This is a genomic window from Dolichospermum sp. LEGE 00240, assembly GCF_015207875.1.
Taxonomy (GTDB): Bacteria; Cyanobacteriota; Cyanobacteriia; order Cyanobacteriales; family Nostocaceae; genus Dolichospermum; species Dolichospermum gracile.
This window is the reverse complement of sequence record NZ_JADEVZ010000125.1, coordinates 1-8,031: the sequence shown is the minus strand read 5'-3', so window position 1 is coordinate 8,031 and position 8,031 is coordinate 1. Positions and strand designations below refer to the sequence as shown.

4 protein-coding genes are annotated in these 8,031 nt (G+C 40.4%); 1 reads left to right on the top strand and 3 read right to left on the bottom strand.

What is annotated here, in order from left to right; translation table 11 throughout:
• Positions 1-95: 95 nt before the first annotated feature.
• Positions 96-2,984 (bottom strand): glycerol-3-phosphate acyltransferase, encoded by a 2,889-nt coding sequence (locus IQ226_RS23820; protein ID WP_193899519.1) that lies wholly within the window; start codon positions 2,982-2,984, stop codon positions 96-98.
• 808 nt (positions 2,985-3,792) lie between these two features.
• Positions 3,793-4,410, bottom strand: coding sequence for a hypothetical protein (locus IQ226_RS23815; RefSeq protein WP_193899517.1), 618 nt, complete (start codon positions 4,408-4,410; stop codon positions 3,793-3,795).
• 202 nt (positions 4,411-4,612) lie between these two features.
• Here IQ226_RS23815 and IQ226_RS23810 point away from each other — a divergent pair, with 202 nt between their 5' ends.
• Complete coding sequence (locus tag IQ226_RS23810; protein WP_193899515.1) at positions 4,613-5,161, top strand: pentapeptide repeat-containing protein; 549 nt, start codon at positions 4,613-4,615, stop codon at positions 5,159-5,161.
• A gap of 382 nt (positions 5,162-5,543) precedes the next feature.
• Here the strand turns inward: IQ226_RS23810 and cobJ are convergent, their stop codons facing one another.
• The gene (cobJ, locus tag IQ226_RS23805) at positions 5,544-7,244 is read right to left on the bottom strand and encodes a precorrin-3B C(17)-methyltransferase (protein ID WP_193899513.1); all 1,701 of its coding nucleotides are present in this window, start codon (positions 7,242-7,244) and stop codon (positions 5,544-5,546) included.
• Positions 7,245-8,031 lie beyond the last annotated feature (787 nt).

Genomic DNA, 8,031 nt, shown 5'->3' with positions numbered 1-8,031 from the left:
CCTAACCCCTCCCCGCTCTTCGAGAGGGGAATAAGAAGTTTTTCATGTATCCTGGTGTACGTAGTTCATGATGGCTACTTAGATAATTTTTGCTTCTAGAGTATTTCCACTGTCCCTTTATAACCATCAATTTGGACTTGTTGACCGTCTTGAAGTAGGTATGTCGCACCACGTACGTCCATGACGGCAGGAATACCGTATTCACGGGCGATAATTGCTCCGTGAGAAAGTTTACCACCTGCTTCGGCAATTAAGCCTCCAGCTTGGACTAGGATAGGGGCCCAACCGGAATCTGTGTAAGGGACGACAAGGATGGTGTTTTTATCAATATTATCGGCTTCTTGTAAGGTTCGTAATACTTTTACCCGGCCTTGAATTTGCCCTTGACTGGCGGAAATACCTAATAAAATGTTGTCAGAGGAATCAATTACGGGTTTGATAGGATGAGGGGGGTTATAACCGTAAACTACGGGGGGAATTTGGGGAATTTGGCTATCTTGGACAAATTGCGATCGCCTATTGGCGATTAATTCCCAGACATGATTCCTAAAAACTACTTCTGAATTAACCGCTAAATGCCGAATTTCCTCTAACTTGAGAAAGAAAATATCTCCCTGTTGAGTTAATACCCCAGACTGAAGCCACATCCGTTCTAGCGCTAAAAATGTCCAGCGTAATTCCGCTAACAATCGGGAATAAACTTCTGTCACCCTACCTTTAAGATCAACTCGTCTTTGGACTAAATTTGGCTGTTCGGAACGGGAATCATCTAAATTGGGCGGTTCTGGTGCTTGTAGCAACTGGATAAATAACTGTCTGACTATTTGGGGATTTTCTCGCCAGGTGGGGACGGAAATATCTGTACCAACTTCGCTCAAATAGCCATAATCATCAATCAATTCGTTGAATTCCGCTAAAATTCTCGACCCTGCGGCTGTTTCTGCTAATTGTGCAAATACTTGTTCTGGTTTAAGTTCATAGTTACCGGCGATTAAGACTTGTCGAGCATCCGCCGCCAATAAGCGCATAGCTCTTAATGATGCTACCTCTGGGGTGACACTGTTATCAATGTCTTCGGGTTTTGCTCCCAAAACTGCTTGACGGATAGCTGCACTCAAGGGGGCTAAAATGCTGTAATAAGTACCCCGGTGGAGTAGGTCAAGAATTAAATCTATTCTCCCTAATAATTGATCTAGTGATAATTCCTCGATGACAACGTTTGATAATTGGGTTAATCCGGGAATGAAAACTTGGCGATAATCTAATTTGAAATCTTTGTCTAAATCAATTTCTCGCTTGAGTAACTTTGTCAGTCCTGGTAAATTCGCCAAGGTGGAATCTAGGGGAGGTTTACTGATGCTTGCACCTCTAGTCAGAAATTCTAAACTTTCGGGAGGTAATCCCATTTCCAGGAAGATTTCTCCTAATAAGGAAGCATTAAAATAGGCTCTGGAGTAGTGCAGTGTGGCTGTGGTGGTAAAATCTAAGCGGGTTGAGCGTTGCCTGCGGCGAGCGAAGCTATCGCCTAACACTATAGTAAAAATTTCCCCCCACACACCACAGGTTAAAGGTGAATTAATGGACCAAGTTAAGGGATGAATCACTCCCGGAATCACCTCAGCCGCGATTTTTCTTGTCCATAAGGGTAAAAGCGTGGTGATCGGTCTTGTCTGCAATACCCACAGATTTTGACCATCATAACTCCATTCAATATCTTGGGGAATGCCTAAATAACGTTTTTCTAACCGTCGAGCTAAGTAGGCAACCTGTTTAATTAATGCTTCAGGGACTTTACCATGACCTTCAAATTGCAGACAAGATAATTTTTCATTATCCGCAATCACCACCCGATATTGTTCCGGTGTCACCTTCCCAGAGACAATTTGTGTAGGACTACCAGATACCGCTTCAATAATTACCGCCTCACCCTGTTGAGAAATCGGATCTCGGCTAAAAGCTACTCCAGAGAATACGCTTTGGACTTGTTGTTGAATGAGTACCCCCATTGCCCGCTCTTCCGAACTACTGCGACGGCGATATTCGACGGCACTGGGATGATTATAGGAGGCTTGAACTTGAGCGATCGCTTGTCGCAATTCTACCTTACTGATCACATTTAAAATCGTTTCATACTGTCCCGCCGCCGAAGCTTGTTGGGAATCTTCCCCGATGGCGGAGGAACGCACTACCAAGGGCGAAAGTGGCGACGGTTGCAAAAAATCAATTAAAATACTAGGATCTTCACCAGCAGCCAATACCCAACCTTTAGGAACTGCATAACCCCAACGTTTAATTTGCGATAATGTCGCCGCTTTAGCTCCCACCACTTCCCGATCTAAATCATCATCTAAAGTAATAATCCTCTCCTGATGATTTAAGTATTCCATCATGGGTTGAGATTCTAGCGCCGCCCCCTCCACAGGGAGATTCATATCATCGGGAATGTGGTTATAAATCCAGTAAATTAACCCCGACAAGGTTGCCGCAGCGATAATTCTCGGTATATCTTGGGAATGGATAATCCCCACAAGCAGGGGAAATATCACTAATACCCCCAACTTAATAGTTTCCTTAGAACGAGTAATTAAAAACCCCATCGCCGCCAGCAAACTCACAAAAGCAGCTACCATCGGATCATGTGCCAACAACCCCCAGGAAACGTTAGTTGTTCCTGCGCCTTTAGTAGCCACATATCTACCGATAACCAAAGCAATTAAAGCAATGAGTTGCCAAACTGGTTCGGAAGGAAAATAATATTGGGCAATTGTGACAACCGCCACACCCTTGAGGGCTTCAGAAACTACGCAAATACTTCCCGCCAACTTACCACCATGATAAAAAGCGGCTGCTACACTAATATTTCCTGTACCCACCTTGGCTAACTGCTTACCACTCAAGGCATAAGTAATCCAGGAAACTAGTGGTATTGCTCCTAACAGTGGACAAACAATTAAAATAACGACGATACCGAAAAAATTAATCATGATTCTCTAAATCTAAAAATTAAAATTTGATGACATATATGCAGGAGTCAGGAGTTACAGCGATTTCCAATCATATAAGGTACATCATAGCCCCCTCATCGCTTGCGGGGAGGGGGTTGGGAGTGGGGTTCTTGTTCCAGATTTGATGACAATTTGCTGTAAGCGATAATATCCCTGACTTCTGACATTAATTTATGGTTTGTGAACACAATAAATAAAAGAAGTTGGGAATTTGCTGTCTAATAAAGATAAAACCCTGATAACTCAATATGTACAAGGACTTTCAAGGTTGATAATATCAAAATAATTAGCCTTGACACCATGAAACCTCAACCACTTGTTCAGATTCAAAATAATTCTTTTTCTTTCTTCTTTCTTTCTTCTTTCTTCCTCCTGACTCCTGATTGGGCGCAGGCCCTGCGCCCCTACCTCCTGACTCCTCTTAAAATATAAGGACACTAGAAAACAATAATCGTCTTACTAGTGTCCCAAATGTTATTCAAGGAATTTAGCCTAGTGCATAAGCGGCAGTAAGCGCCCAAATAATTAGGCCAGCAATTGATCCTAAAAGTACCACGGTGGAGATTGTAATCAGTTTAGGTGAATCTGCACCTTCAAATTTCATGATTCCGCGATTTAAATCGGACATTGTTTTATAATGCTCCTTTATTACAGGGCTAATCTGTCCGTCTTGATTTTAGTCTTTCTATTGCCGGATGGTGTTAAATTCTTATTACGATTTTTTTTAAGATTGGTAACAACAGGCAAAACGGGACTTCTCCACTACTTAATATTTTGCAAATCTAATTTAATCTTCTCTAATCCAAAGAGCTAAACCACCTCCGCGTCCGCGAGCAGCAATCATATCTTCAGTAACTAGGAAGAACGCGAAAAAAGCCAGTTTAGCTATAGGTTGCCCATCAAAATCTTTATTTTCACCTTTACTTGTAGAAATATTTTTATTGACAACCATCCAATTAAATAAACTAATTTGCATTTTGATAAAATCAAAGGCCAATAAATTCTTTTTTCCTAAATATTTTATTGGTCCGGTTAATTTCAATAATATTCCTCCCAATTGGACTTGATTGGCAATTTCTCCCGTTCCTAAAGCCTCTGTTTCCACCGGATTCAAGCAAATATGAATCTTCGTAAATCTAGCAATATACCAACCCTTACCTAAAATAATTCCTCCACGATTTCTGACCTTTTTAGTACCAGTAGCAAAACAAAGTCGCCATTTACCATTGAGAGATGCAAAAGGATAATTTAACTTTTGTAGCTTGGCGGTTTTTTCCGCCTCCAGCAACGCATTCACCATTATTTCCGCCGTGGGTAATTGATTTCCGGTTCTGTACGCAGTCGCAGCACTGGATAAGGAGTTGATCAAATCAGAGGGAAAATGAGATATTAAATTAGCTGTCATAAAAGGATTTTTGAGCTAAACTATTGCTATTTTTTTCATAAACTACATAGATTGTAACGTTTATTTAATTATTTTATTAATTAATGGTATAATGAACACAAGATTTTTAGCTAAAATTGGGTTGCGATCGCTAAAAACTCAAGTAATTGTCTGTGGTTTGGGAAGTGTAATAACTCACCTGTAGACACAATGAGGTGGAAATATGGATACTCAAAAACTTCTGAAGTCTTATAAATCAGGAGAAAGGAATTTCCCGGAAATAAATCTGCACCAAGCTATGTTAAGACGTGCCGATTTGAGAGGCATAAATTTAGAAGCAGCAGATTTAAGCGGAGCGGATCTTACTCAAGCAAATTTGAGTGGGTCTAACCTCAGTAGAGCCAATCTCACTAATGCTGATTTAACTAGAGCAAATTTGGAAAATGCCAACCTCAGTGGAGTTAACTTAATTGGTGCTGATTTAACTAGAGTCAGCCTCAAAAAAACTAACCTGAGTGGTGCTGATTTGCGAACTGCAAATTTAACTTCAGCAAACTTAGTCGGTGCAAATCTCAACCAAGCAGAAATAAGTGGTGCTGACTTTACAGGTGCTAATCTCCATCATGCCAATTTAATTGATAGTAATGTCAATGAAGCTGAATTTATGGGCGTTGATTTAACAACAACAATTATCACAGAATTCGAGAGAACTGGAGAAATTTTGCACATAGGTTTATCCCATAAATGGATAACTTGGGCTGGTAATTGTTGATATTTTGATAACTTGCTATTACAAAGTTACAAAATCAATACCCCACTAATTTGAAATAAAAATGTAATAAATAGATTTATAGAGGCGGGGTGACTCGCCTTTTTTTAATAAAAAGTAAAAATCATCTCCAGGATTTATAATAAGTAAAATGTCCGCAAGAGCGGACATTATCAGGGCTTCTGTCACTTTTATTGGCTACAATCATGTCTGAAACATGATGTTTTTATTGTTGATGATGATCATAAAAAAATCAAGTCTTTCTCAGATATAAACTAGACATAATTAAGAGAGTTATATCTGAGAGGAGTCAGGAGAAAGGAAGAAGTCAGGAGTTAGGAAAAAGAAAGCAGGAAGAAGGATATTATTTTTAATAGAAAAAACATCATTCCTGAGAATTATATCGGCGGGAAGTATAAACCCAAATATTATGATCTTGCTGGATTTGTCGAGTGTGGGAAGAACCGATAATAATCACAGTTCGCATATCTGCTAATGCTGGTTCTAACTCCTTTAGAGTCGTAACCTTGACTTCTTCTCCCTTTCTTCCTAAATTTCGTCCCAACACAACTGGGGTATCAGGTTTGCGGTGTTCCATTAAAATCTTTTTCGCGGCGGCTAGTTGCCAAGTGCGTTCTTTTGATACAGGATTATAGAAAGCAATGACAAAATCACTTGTAGCCGCAGCGGTGATTCGTTGAGCGATAATTTCCCAAGGTTTCAAAATGTCAGAGAGAGAAATCACACAGAAATCATGCCCCAAAGGCGCACCAATAGTGGCTGCTGCGGCTTGCATAGCCGAAATACCAGGGGCGACTTGAATATCAATGGTTTGCCATTCTGGTTTATGATATTGCTCTAAAACCTCAAACACTGCCGCTGCCATTGCGTAAATACCGGGGTCGCCAGAAGATACAACTGCTACATATTTTCCCGATGCAGCTAAATCTAGCGCCTGATATGCCCTCTCTGCTTCCACGCGGTTATCTGATTCATAAACACGCTTACCATCTGCGAGATGTCCAATTAAATTAATATAAGTTTTATAACCGACTAAATCCGTCGCTGCTGCCAAAATTTCCTTTACCTGGGGTGACATCCATTGAGATGCACCAGGACCCGTACCAATAATCGCTAATTTGCCCTGGGGTTGTCCAATGGTGTCGGGGTTGATAATTTGCGTGGAAATGGCAACAGCTATCTGGGAAAATGGGGATGATACAATTCGACTATCTGCACCTGTAGCCGCCAAAACCAATTCCGTTAGTTCATTGGTGGGTAGGAAGCGGGTAGGAACTCCCAAAGTTGTCGCTATAGAGTGAAGTTGGGAATTATTCGCCAGTTGTAGCGGTGCAAATATTCCTGCCACTGCGGCAGGTGCTAAATTAGATGCTGCGAGGATTTGGTGAATTTGAGTGATTGTATCTGGTTCTGGGCTGGTGAGAGCGATCGCAATTTTCCCAGGATGATAAACTAAACAATTAGGATCAGAATTACCCAAATTTTCAGTAATTTGAATAATTAACTCACCATTTTCATCAATAGGTAAATTACTCTCACTCAACCAAGGTGCTATTCCTTGTAATTTAACTTTTCCCCCAGCTAATAAATCAGCAATAAATTTTTTCCCATGTTCTGGGTTAGCTAAATGATATCCAGCAGGAGGAGACAACAAAGCAGTGTGAAAACGGATATCTCCCGTTGTGGTAATTGCTGGTTGGATATTCAGTGCTGACCCCACTTGACGCGCTAAATCATTTACACCACTTAAACCACCCAAAAGCGGAACAACAGCACTACCATCTTCAGCTACAGCTAAAACTGGCGGTTCTTGTCCCTTATCAGTTAACAACGGTGCAATTGTTCTAATTAGAATCCCAGCCGCACAAATACCAATTATCGGTGTACCAGCAGCGAATAATTCTCGTAAAGTTTCGCCAAAATTGGTAAAGCTAATATCAACATCATGAGTGCGATTAACCAAACCGTATAATTTCGCACCAGCTAAGACATTAGTAATTTTTCGCCCCACTGTAACGCTATTTTGACTCAAGACCACAACCGCAGGGCATACCCTAATATTCATAAAAATTTTTAATCTTGTAAATCCTTAAATTTTGGGCGTTGCTGAATATACTCTAAACGGCTTAATCGTTTGATTCTATAGGTAGGGGTTTAGCACTGCTGATATGTGTCAACTTAACGTAAAACAGGCGGTTAGAAACTGCGTCTACACAGGCAAAACCCACCTGCGTGGGTTTCAATCCTTGATTTTTCCTTAGTCCGCGCAGGCGGACTTTGTTTGTGTAGCCGTGAATTCCATTCACCAGGGCTTAAGTTGACACCATTAAGCTTTTGCTTTACCCCTACACATCTAGCTTTTTTGTTATTTTGTAAAAATTCAAATCTCCGCCGTTTTTAGTATAACTTTAGATAACATCCTGGTTCAGTCAACGACAAAAACTTAGGAATGTGAATTAAGGAACTTCCAATTAAAAAAATACCCAAAAATTTCTTGTGGTGCGGGACGAATTGCCCGCTAATCATCAAGGACGGGCAGGATGCTCATCCCACAAAATTGGGTAATTTATTTTTTGGTGTTCCCTAAATTAAATAAATTGCAAAAGTAGGGTGTGTTAGCGACAGCGTAACGCACCATTCCCAGTTTAAATCAGAATTGCAGATTATTAAATTTGCATTCCTAACCATCCATCAGCTTGATCAAAATTGCTTCTAGTCTTTCTAACCCACATTCCGCAGATGTGACCTAGATTATTGGGATTTTTGAAAAATTTCAGCCAGGAAAATTTTATCTACCTAATTTTCTGGTTGAGTTTAACTTTATTTGCCAAAAAATAGAACATATTAAGTAA

Excerpts from the sequence above, each read along its gene's own strand:
- IQ226_RS23820 (WP_193899519.1), bottom strand. The coding sequence starts at position 2,984 with ATGATTAATTTTTTCGGTATCGTCGTTATTTTAATTGTTTGTCCACTG.
- IQ226_RS23815 (WP_193899517.1), bottom strand. The coding sequence starts at position 4,410 with ATGACAGCTAATTTAATATCTCATTTTCCCTCTGATTTGATCAACTCC.
- IQ226_RS23810 (WP_193899515.1), top strand. The coding sequence starts at position 4,613 with ATGGATACTCAAAAACTTCTGAAGTCTTATAAATCAGGAGAAAGGAAT.
- cobJ (WP_193899513.1), bottom strand. The coding sequence starts at position 7,244 with ATGAATATTAGGGTATGCCCTGCGGTTGTGGTCTTGAGTCAAAATAGC.